Origin of the sequence: Paraburkholderia sp. NPDC080076 (assembly GCF_050281145.1) — a bacterium.
GTDB lineage: Bacteria > Pseudomonadota > Gammaproteobacteria > Burkholderiales > Burkholderiaceae > Paraburkholderia.
In genome coordinates this window covers 17,936-34,394 of record NZ_JBNNWQ010000017.1, presented here as the reverse complement: position 1 = coordinate 34,394, position 16,459 = coordinate 17,936, and the positions used below count along the sequence as shown (strand labels likewise).

Annotated in this window: 15 protein-coding genes; 10 read left to right on the top strand and 5 right to left on the bottom strand. The window is 61.1% G+C overall.

Annotated features, from left to right (window positions below):
- Positions 1-31: 31 nt before the first annotated feature.
- Together ACQKRQ_RS39645 and ACQKRQ_RS39640 are read right to left on the bottom strand one after the other, a co-directional pair.
- A complete protein-coding gene (locus tag ACQKRQ_RS39645) occupies positions 32-1,627 on the bottom strand; it encodes an ABC transporter substrate-binding protein (protein ID WP_427483126.1) in 1,596 nt (531 codons plus the stop codon).
- A 42-nt stretch (positions 1,628-1,669) separates the two neighbouring features.
- Positions 1,670-3,739: an NAD(P)-binding protein gene (locus ACQKRQ_RS39640; protein ID WP_427483125.1), complete on the bottom strand. Its 2,070-nt coding sequence runs from the start codon at positions 3,737-3,739 to the stop codon at positions 1,670-1,672.
- Between the two features lie 97 nt (positions 3,740-3,836).
- On the opposite strand from ACQKRQ_RS39640, the gene ACQKRQ_RS39635 reads away from it, so the two are divergent.
- The 6 genes from ACQKRQ_RS39635 to ACQKRQ_RS39610 all read left to right on the top strand — a co-directional run bounded on the left by ACQKRQ_RS39635 (position 3,837) and on the right by ACQKRQ_RS39610 (position 10,472).
- On the top strand, positions 3,837-4,784 hold the full coding sequence (locus tag ACQKRQ_RS39635) for a LysR substrate-binding domain-containing protein (RefSeq protein ID WP_427483123.1): 948 nt from the start codon (positions 3,837-3,839) through the stop codon (positions 4,782-4,784).
- 117 nt (positions 4,785-4,901) lie between these two features.
- Positions 4,902-5,384, top strand: coding sequence for a cupin domain-containing protein (locus ACQKRQ_RS39630; protein ID WP_427483122.1), 483 nt, complete (start codon positions 4,902-4,904; stop codon positions 5,382-5,384).
- Positions 5,385-5,705: 321 nt separating this feature from the next.
- Positions 5,706-6,686, top strand: a complete 981-nt coding sequence (locus ACQKRQ_RS39625; protein ID WP_427483121.1) for an ABC transporter substrate-binding protein — start codon at positions 5,706-5,708, stop codon at positions 6,684-6,686.
- Positions 6,687-6,767: 81 nt separating this feature from the next.
- Positions 6,768-7,742: an ABC transporter permease subunit gene (locus ACQKRQ_RS39620; RefSeq protein WP_408176079.1), complete on the top strand. Its 975-nt coding sequence runs from the start codon at positions 6,768-6,770 to the stop codon at positions 7,740-7,742.
- Positions 7,739-8,518, top strand: a complete 780-nt coding sequence (locus ACQKRQ_RS39615) for an ATP-binding cassette domain-containing protein (RefSeq protein ID WP_427483118.1) — start codon at positions 7,739-7,741, stop codon at positions 8,516-8,518. Before ACQKRQ_RS39620 ends, ACQKRQ_RS39615 begins: the two co-directional genes overlap by 4 nt.
- Before the next feature lie 472 nt (positions 8,519-8,990).
- Positions 8,991-10,472 (top strand): diguanylate cyclase domain-containing protein, encoded by a 1,482-nt coding sequence (locus ACQKRQ_RS39610; RefSeq protein ID WP_427483117.1) that lies wholly within the window; start codon positions 8,991-8,993, stop codon positions 10,470-10,472.
- Positions 10,473-10,678: 206 nt separating this feature from the next.
- On the opposite strand, the gene ACQKRQ_RS39605 is transcribed toward ACQKRQ_RS39610, so the two are convergent.
- Entirely contained in the window at positions 10,679-10,972 is a 294-nt protein-coding gene (locus tag ACQKRQ_RS39605) for a hypothetical protein (RefSeq protein WP_132374136.1), read from the bottom strand.
- A gap of 110 nt (positions 10,973-11,082) precedes the next feature.
- Here ACQKRQ_RS39605 and ACQKRQ_RS39600 point away from each other — a divergent pair, with 110 nt between their 5' ends.
- Positions 11,083-12,048, top strand: coding sequence for a GlxA family transcriptional regulator (locus tag ACQKRQ_RS39600; RefSeq protein WP_427483115.1), 966 nt, complete (start codon positions 11,083-11,085; stop codon positions 12,046-12,048).
- 125 nt (positions 12,049-12,173) lie between these two features.
- On the opposite strand, the gene ACQKRQ_RS39595 is transcribed toward ACQKRQ_RS39600, so the two are convergent.
- On the bottom strand, positions 12,174-12,893 hold the full coding sequence (locus ACQKRQ_RS39595) for a hypothetical protein (RefSeq protein ID WP_427483113.1): 720 nt from the start codon (positions 12,891-12,893) through the stop codon (positions 12,174-12,176).
- A 295-nt stretch (positions 12,894-13,188) separates the two neighbouring features.
- Here ACQKRQ_RS39595 and ACQKRQ_RS39590 point away from each other — a divergent pair, with 295 nt between their 5' ends.
- Positions 13,189-13,461 carry a hypothetical protein gene (locus ACQKRQ_RS39590; protein ID WP_132374139.1) on the top strand — a complete coding sequence of 91 codons (273 nt, stop codon included), beginning with the start codon at positions 13,189-13,191 and terminating at the stop codon, positions 13,459-13,461.
- Between the two features lie 366 nt (positions 13,462-13,827).
- Here ACQKRQ_RS39590 and ACQKRQ_RS39585 read toward each other — a convergent pair whose 3' ends face one another.
- Entirely contained in the window at positions 13,828-14,115 is a 288-nt protein-coding gene (locus tag ACQKRQ_RS39585) for a hypothetical protein (protein ID WP_427483111.1), read from the bottom strand.
- Positions 14,116-15,359: 1,244 nt separating this feature from the next.
- Here ACQKRQ_RS39585 and ACQKRQ_RS39580 point away from each other — a divergent pair.
- Complete coding sequence (locus tag ACQKRQ_RS39580) at positions 15,360-15,557, top strand: hypothetical protein (RefSeq protein ID WP_132374142.1); 198 nt, start codon at positions 15,360-15,362, stop codon at positions 15,555-15,557.
- Positions 15,558-15,792: 235 nt separating this feature from the next.
- The gene (gene phaP / locus ACQKRQ_RS39575) at positions 15,793-16,362 is read left to right on the top strand and encodes a TIGR01841 family phasin (RefSeq protein ID WP_427483247.1); all 570 of its coding nucleotides are present in this window, start codon (positions 15,793-15,795) and stop codon (positions 16,360-16,362) included.
- The last annotated feature ends 97 nt before the right edge of the window (positions 16,363-16,459 follow it).

The window sequence follows — 16,459 nt, the reverse complement described above, 5'->3', positions numbered from 1 at the left end:
GAGGCCAGTTACAGCGCCCGCGAACGCTCGATCACGCGGCGTCGAGCCAGGCAAATTCCGCAAAGCGGTAGCCCATCAAGCGTCCCGAAGGCGAACCGGCGAGCCCTTTGACATGGCTGCTATGCGCGTCGATGAAGTTGATGAACGCAGGAATGATGATGCTGCCTTTCTCGTAGACGATGGTCTGCATATCGCCGTACATCTGCTTGCGCCTGGTTTCGTCCTTCTCCTGGCGCGCCTGCACCAGAAGCTCGTCGAACTGCGCATTCTTCCAGCCCGACTCGTTCCACACGGAATCCGACTTGAAGAATTGCGTGTAGAGCAGATCGAGCGTCGGCCGCGGCAGGATCGAGCCGTAGGTCATTGGATGCTTCATCCAGTGCGTCGACCAGTAGCCGTCAGCGGGCACGCGGCGCACGTCGAGTTTGAGGTCGGTCTGCATCGCGGCTTGCTGCAACATCTGCGCGGAATCGAGTGCGGATTCGATCGAAGGCGGCGCCACCATTTCCGCCGCCGTGCCGGACAGATTGGCTTTCTTGATGAGCGACTTCGCGCGGTCGGGGTCGTAAGTGCGCTGCGGCAGTCCCGCGAGATAGTACGGGTGCCAAGCGGGAACCGGATGATCGTTGCCGATGGTCGCATAGCCGCGCAGCAGTGTCTTCTGAATGCGCTCGCGATCATGCAGGGACTTGATCGCCTGGACGAACTCGGGGTTGCGGGTGGGCGTCGCGTCCTGACGCAGGATGAGATCGGTGTAGAGACCCGACTGGCTTTCGAGCACGCCGAAGCCGCCAGCGCGCTTGAGGCGCTCGACGTCCCGCGCGGGCACCGGCGAGACGAGCTGAATATCGCCGGCGAGCAGTGCGTTCAGACGCGCGGCATCGTCGACGATGCCGACGAGCTGCACTTCGTCGAGATACGGCAGTCCCGGCTTCCAGAAGTTCGGATTGCGCGTGCCGACGCATCGGCCGCCCGGCATGAATTCCTTGCAGACGAACGGACCCGTGCCGTTGCCCTTGGAGAAATCCTTCGTGCCGGCGGCGACAATGACAAAATGCGGCACGGCGAGCAGCGCGGGCAGATCGACGTTGGGCGCGTTCAGCACGATCTCCACTTGTAGCGGCCCTGTCGCCTTGACGGAGTCGATGGCATCGGCAATCGATTTGGCTTTCGACGCCGTCATCGGGTCCTTGTGGCGCGAGAGCGAGAACACGATATCGTCGCCCGTGAGCGGCTTGCCGTCGTGAAAATGCACGTTCGGCTTGAGCTTGACGGTCCACCGCTTGTGATCGCTGGTGTCGAATGACTCGGCGAGTGCGTTTTGCACCTTGAAGTTGCTGTCGAACTCGGTCAGGCCGCTGTAGAAGATGAACATGCGCGAGTAGTCGGCGGTATGCGAGGCCTTCGCGGGATCGAGCGAATCGGACTGCGACTGGTTGGCCGTCGCGACGCGCAGGATGCCGCCTTGACGCGGCTTTGCAACGGCAGCGGCGGCCGCAGTCGCGGTCGTGGCCGCGCCGGCCCATGCGGACCAGCCTGCGGTTGCGGCGGCGCCGGCCGCGAGAAGCGTTTTCACGGCACGCCTGCGTTTGAGGTCGGGGTTATCGCTGTCGGGAGGCATGGCCATGGTCTGTCCTTTGAGTTCTGATCGAGCGGGAAGGGTGTTCGCCTACATCGCGACGCAGAGGCGATACGCGTCATAGATCGCTGTATGGATGTCGCGCGACGCCACCGCGTCGCCGATCCGGTAAAGATGGAACTGCGCGTCGCCGTTTGCCGCCTGCAAGACCGGCTGCGCGTTTCCGTGGGCGAATGCGGCGAGGTCAATCTGGCCGTCGTTGACCGAGTGCACGCGGGCGGCCTCGAAGAGATCGTCCACGGCGAGGGTCCCGCGTTCGACGACCACATGCTCCGCTTCCAGCTCCACGAGTTCGTCGGTCAACTGATGCCTGAAGATCGCGCGCAGCATGCCCGCGTTGTCCTGTTGCACTTCGCGCCGCACTTCGACGAGTTCGAGATGGGCGCGCACCGGCACCTGCCACTTTTCGAGGTTGCGCATCCACACGAGGTCGTCGCCCTTGCCGCCGGTTTCCTGCGCGGGCAGCGCGTCGAGCACGGCGAGGCGCACGTCGAGTCCCGCCGACACGAAGCGCTCGGCGCATAGATAGGCGTTGTGACGGCCGGTGCCGTCGTAGACGAGCACGCGGCCGGCTCGCGGCGGTGTATCCGACAACGCATCGACCACCGAGCGGCACGATTCGCCGCCCGGCAGCGCGTCGAGATCGGGCGTGCCGCCGGTCGCCACGATTACCACGTCCGGGCGCTCCTGGAGCACGTCGCCGAGTTCGGCGTACTGGTTGTAGCGGATGTCGACCCCCAGCCGTTCCAGTTCGGCGAGACGCCAGTCGACGATGCCGATCAGATCCTTGCGCCAGCTTCCCGATGCCGCGAGCAGCACTTGTCCGCCTGCGCGGTCGGCCGCTTCGAGCAGCGTGACCCGATGGCCCCGGCTCGCGCACACACGCGCGGCTTCGAGTCCGGCCGGCCCCGCGCCGACGATCAGCACATGGCGAGGCGCCGCGGCCGGCGCAATGTCGTGCGGCAGGAAGGTTTCGCGCGCGGTCGCCGGGTTGTGGATACAGGTCGCCTTCGTATTGCGGCAATGCGAGCCGCCGACGCAAGGGCGCGCGGCCTCCTCGCGGCCCGTCTCGATGAGCCGCACGAGATGCGGCTCCGCGATGTGCGCGCGCGTCATGCCCACCATGTCGATGAGGCCCTCGCCGATCGCATAGCGCGCGGTGGCGAGATCGGCGATCTTGGCGGCGTGAAAGACCGGCAGCCGCACCGCGCGCCGGAACGCAGCGGCCTTGGAGAGCCACGGCGCGGACGGCATGAACATGCCGGGCATGCTGTTGACGACCAGCGACATCTTCGTGTCCATGCGTCCGTAGACCACGTTGAAGAAGTCGAAAAGCTCGCTCTGTTGCAGGATGCGGGCCATTTCCAGACTTTCTTCGAAGCTGCAGCCGTCTTCGAGCGCGAAGCGCAAGCCGACTGGATAGGCATCGCCGACTTCCTTGCGGATCGCCTCGTGAACCTCGATCGCAAAGCGGCACCGGTTCGCGGCCGAGCCGCCATAGCGGTCGCTGCGCAGGTTGACGGCCGGGTTGAGGAACTGCCCGATCAGATGGCCGCCCGCATGCGTCTCCAGGCCGTCGAGCCCGCCTTCCAGGCAGCGGCGCGCCGCGCGTCCGAAGTCGGCCACGATGCGCTTGATGTCGTGCTCGCTCATCGCTTGCGGGATCGCGCGATGCAGCGTTTCGCGGCGCGGCGACGGCGCGAGCATCGGCAGCCACGGTTCGGCGTACGGATCGCCGCGCCGGCCGAGATGGGTGATCTGACACATCAGGGCGGCGCCGTGGGCGTGCACGCGTTCGGAGAAGTGCCGCAGATGCGGGACGACTTCGTCGACGCCCATGTTGATCTGCTGGAACGTGTTGGGACTGTCGATGCTCACGTTCGACGAGCCGCCGAACATGGTGAGCCCGATGCCTCCCCTGGCCTTTTCCTCGTGATAGCGTTGATAGACTTCTTGCGGAAATTCGTTTTGAATGAGACGGCTCGCGTGGCTCGTGCTCATCACGCGGTTCTTCAGCACCAGGTGCTTGAGCGTCAGCGGTTGTAGCAGGGGATCAGACGAAGCGGCTGGCCGCACTTCGTCCGCGTTGTGCTCTGTCATGTCGGGACTCTTTCGATGGGTCTGCCGACAAAGTAGAGTTGCCCTGAAAGCGCGTCAATTTACATGTTCGTCAACGTGGATAACATGGTGTTAGCAGATGGGACTTAGACTTCCTTCGCTTCAGGGGCTGCTCGTTTTCGAGGCCGCCGCGCGTCATATGAGCCTCACGCGTGCGGCGCTCGAACTGAACGTGACGCCGGTCGCGGTGAGCCGCATGGTGGCGCGTCTCGAAGACGCGCTCGGCTTCCAGCTGTTCGCGCGCACAAAAACCGGACTGGCCCTCACCGACGAGGGCGCGAAACTGCACGTCGCGGTGGCCTTGGGCTTCGGCCAGGTGAGCGACACGATCACCGAACTGAAGAGCCGCAAGGAAGAGAGCGAGACGGTCACGCTCTCCATCTCCAGCGGGTTCGCGTCGCAGTGGCTGCTGCCGCGCCTCGAGCGCTTTCAGCATGCGTTTCCTTCGGTGAACCTGCGCTTGCAGGTGATGGCAAGCCGCCTGTACGGTCCGCTCGATGGCGCCGATCTCGGCATTCGTTTGCATAAGCCCGGTTCCGAGCACGATGCGCTCTGTTTCTGTCCGGAGCTGATCATCGCCGTGTGCAGCCCGGGCTATCTCGCGGAGCACGGCCCCCTCGACGCGCCGCGTCAGGCGGGCGGTCACACGCTGATTCACCTCGAGCCGACGACGCATACGTGGGCCGACTATTTCGAGCTGACGCGGGTGATGAACCATGCATCGGCGAAACACGCCAGCTACTCCGATCCGGGCCTCGCGCTGCAGGGCGCCATGCTCGGGCACGGGGCGCTGCTCGGCTGGCTTCTCGCGGTCGCCGCGCCGCTCAATACAGGGGCGGTCGTCCCCGCGTCGGACCGGTTGGTGGAGACGGGTTGCAATTACGTGCTGGAATGCCGTACGCGCGAGCCATCGGGATCGGTGCGCAAGGTGTCCCAATGGCTGATCGAGGAGATGCGCGCAGAGCTGGCGAAGGTCGCGCCGATACTGGCGTCGCTGGAACGGATAAGGAGTGGCGCATTGAATTGATGCTGGCAGCACGGGCTGAACGTGAGAGTCGATCAGCGCCCGTGCGGCGAATGACGGCGTTTCGTCGAACTCTCGGTAACCCGTTATCATCTTTCTCGTCCTCAAGGAGAACAAGCGATGGGTCGCCCCGATTTCATCAAACACTGGACCGAACTGGAAGAACCCCATGCGCATTGCTATCGCGGCGATTCAGAGCCGATGGGCCTTGACGCGCCACTCTCCGCCGCGATGGGGATTACGCGGATCGGCATTCATCATGTGAGGCTTCTGCCGGGTCGGCGCACTTCATATCCGCACGCCGAAAGCACCGAACAGGAGTTCGTCTACGTGCTTCATGGCAAGCCGGATGTCTGGATCGACGGCGTTCTGCATGCTCTTGCCGAAGGCGACTCGGTGGCGTTTCCGGCCGGCACCGGTATCTGCCACACCTTCATCAACAATACCGATGACGAAGTCAGGCTGATGGTGATCGGTGAGCGGCCGCGCGAAGACAACCGTATCCGGTATCCGCTCAACGAAGCGCACGAACTGACGCGCGCGGACCGCTGGACGGACTGGCCGCTCAGGCCGATCGGTGATCACAACGGCATGCCGGACTGACCGCGTGCGTGCTGGGCGGACGGCACGGCATTGCCTCAAGGTCGATCGATTCGAATCGCCGGGACCTGGCGCCGCGAGACACCACCATACAGGCCGCAAGGCTGCGCCGCCGACGCGGCGCCGGGTAGGCGAGACCGCAGCCACGGCACAGGGCAATCCCGGCCCATCAGCGCGACTATGCGGAAACGATGCAGGAAAACACCAGGGTCGATCCTGACGCTCGTCAGTATACTGGCCAACTGCCGGACGCCGTCACTTCGGGAAGGTCAGAACGAGTCAGGTCAGGCGCCGTTCGTCGGACTCAACAGGAGGAAGACAAAAATGAAGCGCATCGTTTCCCACTATCTGATTGCACTTGCAACGATCGTTGCATCTTCGCTCACGGGGCCGGCTTATGCGGACGCCGCGCATCCCGTCGTCGCGTTGCTGCCGGGCGTCACCGATCCTTTCTACTTCACGATGCACCGCGGCGCCGAGCGGGCCGCAAACGAGGAACACGTCCAGTTGTTATTCCAGGTGCCGAAGGCATGGAACACCACGGAGCAGGTGCCGATCCTCAAGGCGTTCATTGCCAAACGCCCCGATGTCCTGCTGGTTTCACCGGTCGACAAGCAGCAACTGATCGGACCGCTGAAGGAAGCGGCCGACGCCGGCATCAAGGTCATCACGGTCGATACGTATATCGGCGACGGCCACTATCAGACCGGCAAGGGCGACGCGGATTTCCCGTTGTCCTACATTGCTTCGGATAACCTGGAAGGCGGGCGCGTGGCGGCGCGCTCGCTCGCGAAGGCCATCGGCGACAAGGGCACGGTCTATTGCGAAAACAACAAGCCGGGCATCTCGAGTACCGATGCGCGTGCCGAGGGTTTCCTCGACGAGATGAAGAAGCACCCGAACATCAAGGTGCTGCAGACGCAATATAACGAGGACGATGCGAACCGCGCTGCATCCCACGTCGCCGCGGTGCTCGCGCGCAACCCCGACCTTGCCGGCGTGTTCGGTGCCAACACGTTCTCCGGCAGCGGCGCCGCCCAAGGCGTCAAGGCGGCCGGCAAGCAAGGCGTTGTCAAGGTGGTGGTGTTCGACGCCGTGCCTGGCATCGACCAGCAGCTCAAAAGCGGCCTCGTGGATATCGCGATCGCGCAGCGCCCGGATGAAATCGGCTATTACGGCGTGAAGTTCGCGGCAGACGTGATTCGCGGCAAGAAGATTCCACCCTTCAAGAGCACCGGCTTCGTGGTGCTCGACAAGACGAACATCGATCAGCCGGACATGAAGAAGTACATCTATTCGAACTAGCCAAGCGCTGTCGAACGAGGACCTATCCCGGCGTGCGCCGCAGCGCGCACGCACGTCATTTCCGATTTCCCGGACGACTCGATGGACAACTCACGGCTCGACAGGCTCGCACTGATCAGCAGGCTCTGGCCCTGGCTTTTCCTGTGTGCGCTACTGGTGTTTTTCGAAGTCTGGGCGCGGATAGCGGATCATCGCTCGTTCATCTTCAACGCCTACAACCTGCAGTCGATCGGACTGGCGGCCAGCGCGCCGCTCCTGCTCGCGATCGGCCAGACGTTCGTGATCATCACGGCGGGCATCGATCTGTCGGTAGGTTTTGTGATGGGACTGGCCGCCGTATGTGTCGCGCAATTCACGCTACTGGGCAGCGGCTCGCCGTGGATCCTGCTGTTCTCCATTCCCCTGACCGTCGGGGTATGCGCGATTCCGGGGCTCGTCAACGGCGTACTGATTGCGCGGCTCGGTGTGCCCGCCTTCATCGGCACGCTCGGCATGTATGGTGTCGCACGAGGTGTGGGTTTTCTGGCGGCGGGCAGCGGCATGACCGTGGCGGTGGACAATGCCGGCCTCGCGTGGCTCGGGCGCGGCTGGACCCCGGTGGCGCTGACCGCCGTTTTGCTGGTCATCATGCATGTCGTGCTGTCGAAGACGCGGTTCGGCCAGTACACCTATGCAATCGGCGGCAATCCACAGTCGGCGATCCGTGCCGGCATCAATGTCAGGCGTCATCTGCTGGTGATCTATCTGATCGCCGCTGCGTTTGCCGCTGTCGGCGGCATCGTCTATACGGCGCGCTTTGCCGCGGGCGCTGCCAACGCCGGGGAGCCAATGCTGCTCGACTCGATTGCGGCAGTCGTGATCGGCGGGGCGAGTCTGTTCGGCGGGACCGGCAATGTCATCGGCACGCTGATTGGCGCACTGATCATCGCGGTGATCGAGTTCGGACTGGTATTCATCGACGTCAACGCGTTCTGGCAATTCATCGTGGTCGGCATCGTCATCATCATGTCGGTGCTGATCGATCAGTACAAGGAACGTCTCGGAGGCGCCCAATGAGCACCCCGATCCTCGAGGCGCGCGATATTTCGATCCGCTTCGGCGGCGTGGAGGCGCTGCGGCGCGTCTCGCTGCAACTGATGGCGGGCGAAGTGCTGGCGCTCGCCGGCGACAACGGCGCGGGCAAGTCGACGCTCATCAAGATCCTCTCCGGTGTCTACCATGCCGACGCGGGCCACTTGCGGTTCAACGGCTCACCCTTGCAGCTGCGCGACCCGCAGGACGCTCGCGCGCAGGGGATCGAGACGATCTATCAGGATCTCGCGCTCGCCGACAACCTCGATGTCGGCAGCAATATCTTCCTCGGACGCGAGCCGACGCGCCGGCAATTCGGGCTTCAGGTCATCGACCGGCCGCGCATGGCGCAGGTCGCACGCGAAGTGCTCGAGCGCCTCGATATCGTGATTCCCGAGCGCAAGCTCGGCGGCCCGGTGAAGATGCTCTCCGGCGGCCAGCGCCAGGCGATTGCGATCGGCCGCGCCATTTACTGGAATGCGCGTGTTCTGATCATGGACGAGCCGACTGCCGCGCTCGGCGTACCCGAACAACGCAAGGTCATGGAATTGATCGCCGCGCTGAAAGCCCAAGGCGTGTCCGTGATTCTGATCTCGCATAATCTTCACGACATTTTTGCCATTGCCGATCGCATCGTCGTGCTGCGGCGCGGTGAGGTCGCCGGCGAACGGCTCGTGGCCGGGACTAACGGCGACGAGATCGTGCATCTGATCGTCGGCGATACGTACGCGAACACGAATACGCGAGGATCGGGCCACTGAGCGATGCGCCGGCGGACAAATCGGCGCGGATCGGGCGACACATTCCCGAATCCCAAGAGACGACAGTTTCGTTATTGAGTCGCTCGCTTTGGCAGCGGGAGGTTATTTGATAATGGAAAAATCATTGCACTGGATAATTTATTTGTAGCGGAATATTTGAGTTGTCGGAATTCAATGGAATATAAAAGTTTCTCGCTTGCCAAAATGGAATCGCGACTGTTCCAAGTTTAGGCTCCGGGCGTGCCAGTCGCGGAGCAGCCGTCATGGACCGACGTTTTTATACGCTGTCTACCGCGTATAGCACTTCATCTATTTCATCAGACAATACGATCGTCCTTTTTTATTTCGCCAGAAACAATAAACTTTTTGCGAGGTTTGTCGTTAAAGCATTGCGCGACCTAAGAAACGCCCGGCCCGTTACTTTCGGTGCACTGAGAGATTCGCGTTCGCCTGTGCAGTGTGAAAATGAACCATGGATCGAACAATTTACGCCACGAACAGCATCAGATCCTCCCGCCACGCGCTCGTTCTGGTGCCCGCGCTGACCGTTCTGGTCCTCGGCATCTTGTGGGTAACCATACTGTTGCGCTTGCAGGTCGAGAAAGCATCCGTGATGCGCGACACACGCGTGGCTGCCCGCACGTTGGCCGATGCTTTAGAAACCCATACGTTGAAGACCGTCCACGATGTCGACGAGATCGCGTTGCTGGTCAAATACGGATACGAACGTACGCCGCAAACCTTCGATCTGGCAGCGTATCGTGCCTACGGGCTGATTACCGCGGACACGGCACTACAGGTCACCATTGCGGGTGCCGACGGCCGCGTGATTGCATCGACTTTGCCATTTTCGGGGACGGTTGATCTCAAGGACCGGGAACATTTCCGGGTCCACCTTTCCCCTGCCAACATCGGGCTCTTCATCAGCCAGCCTGTGATCGGACGTATTTCCAGGCAGTGGTCCGTTCAGGCAACCCGCCGTATCGATCGCCCCGATGGAGGTTTCGGCGGGGTAGTGATCGTCTCGGAAGATCCGGCTTATCTGACCGATGGCTTCTACAACAATGCCGCGCTGGGCGAGCGGGGCATGATTGCCGTTTTGTCGGGTCGTGGGTTCATACTGTCGCGTCGTGCGGGTAATTCACCGAGCCGGTCTGGCGAGGCGCTGCCGAGTAGCTATGTCCCACTCGGCAAGACGGTGCTGGCCGACTTCTCCGATCCGATCGATCATGTCGAACGTGTGGTTGCAAGCCGCCATCTCGAGAAATATGGTTTGACCGTCGTCGCCGGCCTTTCCGTCGACGAGGCGCTGGACGATTACTACAGGATGCGTCGCGTGTATGTGACGATGGCCTCGACCATCACGGTGATGCTCGCGGCACTATCGGCCTGGATTACTGCTCTGATCGTCAAACTCCTCAACGGTAAAGAAGAATTGCGGCGTCTTTCTCAAACGGACCGGCTGACGGATTTACCGAACCGCGGCAAAATTGTGGACCTGCTCGACGAGGCGATCGCGGCACCGGGCGCGGTCGGAAAAGTCGCTGTCATTTTTGTCGATCTGGATAACTTCAAAGACCTCAACGATACGTACGGCCACCAGTGCGGCGACGAAGTGCTGGCTATGGTGGCGACGCGCCTCCAGGCTACCGTACAGGAGCGTGGCGTAGTAGGGCGCCTCGGCGGAGATGAGTTCCTTCTTGTACTCACGACTGACGCTATAACCGACGTAGTCGAACGGATGGTCACCGAATTGACCGCTGCTCTACAGGCTCCCCTGAATTCACGTTGGGGTGTTGAGACGGTCGGTGCGAGCTTCGGTATTGCTATTCTGAATGCGGGTGAGGACTCGTGTGAACTCATCAGGAAGGCGGACTTCGCGATGTATCAAGCCAAGAATCGCGATTCCGCTTATCGAATAGATTCAAGCACAGACCGCATTTTTGCCGGGTGAGTTTTCCATTGCACGGCAAGAGGGACCGACTCGAAGACCACGCGAGGCCGCCGTGAGTTTTTTCGAGGGAAGACTTAATCAAGTCGTGCATGCTGGGTATCTTTCTGGATCGGCCCTTCGAAGCGGGCGATCCATCGCCAGCGCAACCTTATTCGATTGCTCGTTAGGATCACGAAGCTGAGATGGATCGCCGTTCATGGCAATGCTTACTTGCCTTGAATCAGCATGCCAAGCGGAGCGAGCGGGCCGACGGGCAACAGATCGAACTTCATCAGCTCAGCAGCGGTGAGCGGCAACGCATCCACTGCCGCCTTGGCGTGTTCGACCGACTGGACTTCCATGAGAAAGATCACGCCGGCCGCGTTCTCACGGAACCAGAACTGTTCGATCTTGCCATCGAGGTAGAGCTTGAGCGTGTCGGGAACTTCCTTCGGCATGATCTGCTGGCGCTGGTCTGGCGTGAGCGGCTGAACGAGCGATCCGATAGCGAAAACTTTCATGAGTGAACTCCTGAGTCAATCTTCATTGGGATGTACAACGGGGATCACTGTAGCGGCCGGGCAGAAAAACCGGTATCGTCGTAAATGCCAACTTTAGGGTCGTTTACGCCATGCGCATTTCCATCCTTGCCCTTGAGGGATTGTTCGACACCGGGCTCACCGTCCTGCTCGACGCGTTCACGCTCGCCAATAAATTTTCAGTCCTGCAAATGGGCGGAACACCTTATTTCGATGTGTCGATCGTCGGCGTGCGAAAGAGGGTTCGGTCCGGACAAGGGTTGGTCATACCCGTGCTCGCAGTCACCGCGGACTTGAAGCCGGACTGGGTCATTGTTCCTGCACTGAATACCGGAACGCCGGAGCAGCTGATCCCAGCTCTCGATCGACCGGACGTGAGGAAAGCCAAGGCGCAACTGCTGGAATGGCATGCTGAAGGCGCGCGTATCGCCGCGTCCTGCATCGGGACGTTCCTTCTGGCGGAAACCGGACTGCTCGATCACCGGGAAGCGACGACCACGTGGTGGCTCGGTCCGCTATTTCGGCAACGCTATCCAAATGTTTTGCTCGACGAGTCTCGCATGCTGGTGCCGACAGACGTGGGCGTGACGGCGGGCGCGGCGATGGGGCATCTCGATCTCGCCCTGTGGTTGATACGCAAGGCTAGCCCCGAACTGGCGACCGTCGTTTCCCGTTACCTGCTTGCCGATATTCGCTCCTCGCAGGCGCCTTACATCATTCCCAACCATCTGGCGCAGGCGGATCCGCTTATTCTTCGCTTCGAACGGTGGGCACGAGACCATCTCAAGGCCGGGTTCTCGCTGCAGGAAGCCGCCAACGCGCTGGCGACGAGCGCGCGGTCATTGCAACGCCGGTGTCAGGAGGTGCTCGGCAAATCGCCGCTGGCCTACTTCCAGGATCTGCGTGTCGAACGTGCGCAGTCTCTCCTGCACGGCAGCGGTCTCGGCCTCGACGCCATCGCTGCCGAGGTAGGTTACGTCGACGGAGCGACGTTACGAACACTTTTGCGTCAGCGCCTGGGACGGGGAGTGCGCGATCTTCGCGCCGACCTGCGCTGACGGCGCTCACTGCCGTATTCGAGGTGGAAATCGCCGTGATTCGGGCGGCCACGCACCGTCGTGGGTCAGAGTCCGCTTGCGGCGCAGTAACGTTCCGCGCGCCGCTGCTGTTGTGCGCTTATGCGTTACGCTAATGAGCTCGCCAGAGCGCGCAGAGTCTGGCTCGGATCATCTTCGATGGGCGAACCGTGCGACACGAGAATGCGTTTCAGCGACGGGAGTTCCGCCCACTCCAGAAGCTGAGCGCGCAGCGCCTCTTTATCCGCGACGAGGATCAGCTTCACCGGCTTCGGAATATGCGGTTCGTCTCCCGCGAACCCCATCATGCGCAGGAACCAGCCGCCGAACCCGGATTCATGGCGAATGTTGCCGACCAGATCGTTCAATACCAGCGTCGTACCGTTCTGCGTGCGGATGACGAGCGCCGCCTCGTGTCCACGCGTTCCAGGGACCGTGACGAACTGCACGTTCGGATCTCCGAAGCCGGGGTCCGTCGTGTCGACGTGCACCGCTTCTTCCACCTTCGCCCGCGACCCTTCGGGCGCAACGACCTGCATTAACGGGTAGCGCTCTTTCCAGATTTTTGCGTCCAGCCGATGATGGTCGTTGGGCACCACCAGAAAGGCGGGGCGCCCATAGTCTTCGAGCGCTTGCATCTCGAGTTCATCGAGCGCAATTGCGCTGAATATGACCAGTCGCGAATCGTTCAAACGTGCCACCGTCATACGTCGCGGAAGGTCGGTGAGCGGCATATGGAGTTCGCCGGTCACGGTGAGTACGTTTTCGTCGACTTCCGTGAGCTTGCCGTGCGGCAAGACTTTCCACTGCTGAAAAGGCTTGGTCATGGTTGGTCTCCTTTGCTGGAGGCAGTCACCGTAGATATGCAGTGTGCGCGCAAATAGAGTACCGTCAAGCGGATGATGTGGGATGACGCGCGTGCTCCCCGCGTCCGTCGCACACAGGCTCTGAGCCCATGTGAAGCGGTCCCCAACCCGGTCAGAACGGCAACAGTTTTCGAACCTGATATTGCGGCAGGAACTATTCGGAAATTCCCTTCGCCTCCATGCTGCAACTGCGATGTACACTTTCCAGCAGGGGCATTCCACGGTTCAGGGCCGGGCAGAACACGCAGGATCATCAATGAAAAGAATCTACGGGTACAAAGGCTTTGAGGTCACCGTGGAGCTGGAGCCGGTGTGGGAGACCGCGGGCAGCGTCACGCTGCTGCCCCCGCGCGGCTTCGTCGCCGTCGTGCAGGTCAGAACGATGGGCGCGGTGGGCGCAACGCGCCCCGTGGTTGCTCCGATCCGCCTCGGGGCAACCATCCAGCAACCTTTCCCGACACAGGCCGAGGCGCTCATGGCAGGGTATAGCGCCGGGCAGCGCGTAGTGGACGACACGTTCGCACGCTGACGACAGTTCGTTACTGAACAGTTCTGATTGGCGGATTGTTCCTGTGGCGGTCCTTTGTATCGCCAGTATCCTCGAAGTCAAAGCCGCCGGACGACTCGTGCAAATGCTGGCGAGATTCGTGAACGAAAAAAAGCCGCAGACATCGCTGCGGCCTGAAAACACACGCCGCGCATGGAGCGCTGACGTTGATTCCATCCTACACATCCGCGTTTCTGAAGCAATCAGGTGTCTCGTCTGAGTATTTGCGAGCCGCCGTATTGCCGCGTCTGCCGTGTAGCGAGCCTGGGTCATCGCCGGGCGACGGCGTTGCGCAATGGCCACAGCGCCAGTCAGTCGTCCGGCATCAGAACCACGGTATGCGGAGTTTCATCTGGCCGGGGCCTTCGCCGACATATCGTTCTGCCGGCTCAATGAAGGCGCCTTCGTGACGGTGAGGTTATCGTCGCGCGCGTCGATCCAATCGATCGCCCATTGCCGCGCGACCTCGATTGCCTCGTCTTCGGTTTCGAACCAGGCGAGATTGCGCTCGATGTGCATTTCCGTGTCCACATCGTCGTCAGGCGACGCCCGGATGATCCGCGCATGCGCGAAGAACTGACCAAGCGAAAAATCCGGGGTTGCGTCAATGACCCAGCCGCCGTACTCGTACTTCATGATTGCCTCCAATACCTGCTAAGCGCGATTCGAACAGACAAAGCATGGATTCGTCAGGCTGTATTCGCTAAACCTCCGCGGGTGAATTGCCGACTTCGGGGTCGGTTGGCCGGGCAGCACGCAGCCCGTCGACTCCGCGACGCCATATCGTTATAGATCATTCGTGGTCGAACTGGCCGCGCGGAGCAGGGGCCAGCGATATGCACAAGGGTATCCGTGAGACTTGTCAGCGATGCTTCTGGTTCTGGAAAAGACGCCAGGGTTGCAAAAAAAATTTAGTCCGAGCGATCTCCGACCTGGCCGTTCGTTTCGCCGACTGCAACGCACGTCCACGTGCGGATCCTGAAGTGGCCGCCGCGTTGTAATTGCCGCCGAACTCTGCGTGCTTGTCCATGTCGGCTCAATGGAACGCGGCCGGTGGCATTACGCCAAACGCACAGGGCGCTCAATTGTCATCCGACCTGGGCGGCAGATGCTCGTGCGGCACCGGCTCCGCTTGCGCGGCATCCGGAAGATCGACCTTGGCGCGTGGCGCAGGTTTAGGAGCCGGCGACCGTGTGCCCGGCGTAACCCCGCGGACGGGATGGTCTGGAATTCCTGGCCGGCGAATGGGGCGTGTGGTCGGGGTTGAGGGCATGATTTCCTCCTACGCGGACGTGACCAGCAACAACCATGATACCTCTGTCGGAGACACAGAACGTATCCGCTCAAGCCAGTATTTGACTGCTCTCAGCGAAACCACTGACGGCCGACATGGCCCGCCGAGCGCTCCGAGCGGTAGCCCATCTTGTACCCCGGCGCAACGAGCCCAATCCGTGCGCTGTAATAAATATTTCGCAATTCTGGAGTAATGATAACAATACGCTGGCGGCCTATAAATACGATATTCACATATAAATTGATCAATAGATTTCTGTTGAATTGGCATTGTTAAGTAAGTGAGCTATTAAAACGATAATATGCATACCTGATAAATGAAAGCCATGCCGGTCGGGCTTCTCCGTGGTGACATTGACGGACAGAACATGCAGCGGGTTGTCCTCCGATATAAAAAGAAAACCGATGGCCGTAAAAAAAGCATTTCACATATTGCGTTCAAAAATTGAGCGGTTATGATGGCGTCTCCGTGATTCGATTTCTCGCATGATTGCGTCACGGAGGGGGCGGCAGGAATATTTGCCGGCATTCACGCAGGAGAGGCAATTGATGCTCTCCGCGCAGAGAGACTAAATCGAGGAGACGCTATGTTGAGTCCCCATGAATTCGCCACCTTGATGCTCGTCAAGGACGCGCCGGACCAGCTCGAACTGGGCCGCGCTGAACTCGATACGCTGCTGGAGCGGCAACTCATATCACTGGAAAACTTTGCCTCAGGACGCCCGCGTGCTCAAGTCACAAGCGACGGCGATTCCATTCTCAAGGCCGTCGCCCGGATGCGCTAGCCATCTGCGGCGTGCGCCTCCCGGCGAACGCGCCGACGAAACAGTCATGAACGAAACGTCTCAGTTGCGGGTTGGTTTGTAGTGCCTGTTGATGTAACGACCGTCGAAGTTCTCGCGACGCATTCTGCCTGACAGGCGTCCTTGCACTTTGATTTATCCACCATCGCGATCCGTCGCAACACACCCGTCCGACCGGGGGTTTCGTGCATCGGATCGAATTTTGAGGAATTCAACCATGGCTCTATCGAGTCCCGAGCAAGCCGCTGCCGCCAAGGCCAGCTTCGACGCATTCTTCGGATTGACCGGGAAGGTCTTTGAAGGCGCTGAAAAACTGGCCGCGTTGAACCTGCAGGTCGTCAGGTCCACGCTGGCCGAGGCGCAGGAGAATATGACGAAGGCGCCCGGCACGACAGATCCGCTGCAGTGGTTCGCGCTGCAATCGGGTTTCACCGGACCTTTCACGGAAAAATCCCTGTCATACGGCCGGCAAGTGTTCGACATCGCATCGACTACGCAGGCTGAAGTCACTCAATTCGCACAGGCGCAGTACGAGCGGTACAACGCCCGTGTGCAGGCATTCGTCGAGGAAGCGGCGAAGAATGCTCCGGCAGGTTCCGAAGCGGCGATTGCTGCGTGGAAATCCGCGATCGGCGCCACCACGACTCTGTACGAAACGCTGCAGAAGACCGGGCAACAGGTCGTGCAGGTCGCCGGAAATAATTTCGATGCGGTTACGGCCACAGCGTCAAAGGCCGCGCGACGCAACGCCGAGCAGGTTCCCGCAGCCGCCGGCGCGAAGGGATAAGGCCGACGCGGGCAGCGATGCCCGCGTCGCCGCACTCGATTTATATGAAGGAATACTTAGGGAGTAGCGGAATCCGGTTTCCAATACATCAAGTTCT

Excerpts from the sequence above, each read along its gene's own strand:
- ACQKRQ_RS39645 (WP_427483126.1), bottom strand. The coding sequence starts at position 1,627 with ATGGCCATGCCTCCCGACAGCGATAACCCCGACCTCAAACGCAGGCGT.
- ACQKRQ_RS39640 (WP_427483125.1), bottom strand. The coding sequence starts at position 3,739 with ATGACAGAGCACAACGCGGACGAAGTGCGGCCAGCCGCTTCGTCTGAT.
- ACQKRQ_RS39635 (WP_427483123.1), top strand. The coding sequence starts at position 3,837 with ATGGGACTTAGACTTCCTTCGCTTCAGGGGCTGCTCGTTTTCGAGGCC.
- ACQKRQ_RS39630 (WP_427483122.1), top strand. The coding sequence starts at position 4,902 with ATGGGTCGCCCCGATTTCATCAAACACTGGACCGAACTGGAAGAACCC.
- ACQKRQ_RS39625 (WP_427483121.1), top strand. The coding sequence starts at position 5,706 with ATGAAGCGCATCGTTTCCCACTATCTGATTGCACTTGCAACGATCGTT.
- ACQKRQ_RS39620 (WP_408176079.1), top strand. The coding sequence starts at position 6,768 with ATGGACAACTCACGGCTCGACAGGCTCGCACTGATCAGCAGGCTCTGG.
- ACQKRQ_RS39615 (WP_427483118.1), top strand. The coding sequence starts at position 7,739 with ATGAGCACCCCGATCCTCGAGGCGCGCGATATTTCGATCCGCTTCGGC.
- ACQKRQ_RS39610 (WP_427483117.1), top strand. The coding sequence starts at position 8,991 with ATGGATCGAACAATTTACGCCACGAACAGCATCAGATCCTCCCGCCAC.
- ACQKRQ_RS39605 (WP_132374136.1), bottom strand. The coding sequence starts at position 10,972 with ATGAAAGTTTTCGCTATCGGATCGCTCGTTCAGCCGCTCACGCCAGAC.
- ACQKRQ_RS39600 (WP_427483115.1), top strand. The coding sequence starts at position 11,083 with ATGCGCATTTCCATCCTTGCCCTTGAGGGATTGTTCGACACCGGGCTC.
- ACQKRQ_RS39595 (WP_427483113.1), bottom strand. The coding sequence starts at position 12,893 with ATGACCAAGCCTTTTCAGCAGTGGAAAGTCTTGCCGCACGGCAAGCTC.
- ACQKRQ_RS39590 (WP_132374139.1), top strand. The coding sequence starts at position 13,189 with ATGAAAAGAATCTACGGGTACAAAGGCTTTGAGGTCACCGTGGAGCTG.
- ACQKRQ_RS39585 (WP_427483111.1), bottom strand. The coding sequence starts at position 14,115 with ATGAAGTACGAGTACGGCGGCTGGGTCATTGACGCAACCCCGGATTTT.
- ACQKRQ_RS39580 (WP_132374142.1), top strand. The coding sequence starts at position 15,360 with ATGTTGAGTCCCCATGAATTCGCCACCTTGATGCTCGTCAAGGACGCG.
- phaP (WP_427483247.1), top strand. The coding sequence starts at position 15,793 with ATGGCTCTATCGAGTCCCGAGCAAGCCGCTGCCGCCAAGGCCAGCTTC.